The following is a 410-nucleotide window of genomic DNA, read 5'->3' as shown; positions in this document are numbered from 1 at the left end:
TCACCAGTGAGACGGGCAACAGCTGATTGCCCTTCACCGCCTGGCCCTGAGAGAGTTGCAGCAAGCGGTCCACGCTGGTTTGCCCCAGCAGGCGAAAATCCTGTTTGATGGTGGTTAACGGCGGGATATAACATGAGCTGTCTTCGGTATCGTCGTATCCCACTACCGAGATGTCCGCACCAACGCGCAGCCCGGACTCGGTAATGGCGCGCATTGCGCCCAGCGCCATCTGATCGTTGGCAACCAGCATCGCAGTGGGAACGATGCCCTCATTCAGCATTTGCATGGTTTGTTGAAAACCGGACATGGCACTCCAGTCGCCTTCCCGTTCCGCTATCGGCTGAATTTGATTGCGAGTGAGATATTTATGCCAGCCAGCCAGACGCAGACGCGCCGAGACAGAACTTAAT

General features: G+C 56.3%; 1 pseudogene. It reads right to left on the bottom strand.

Going from position 1 to position 410, the window contains the following annotated elements:
* Positions 1 to 410: pseudogene (lacI, locus tag HZZ01_RS20705) on the bottom strand (DNA-binding transcriptional repressor LacI); the annotation flags it as partial.

This window comes from Pantoea sp. WMus005, assembly GCF_013415305.1.
Classification (GTDB): domain Bacteria; phylum Pseudomonadota; class Gammaproteobacteria; order Enterobacterales; family Enterobacteriaceae; genus Pantoea; species Pantoea rara.
The sequence above is the reverse complement of the archived record's forward strand: the minus strand, read 5'-3'. Positions and strand labels throughout refer to the sequence as shown.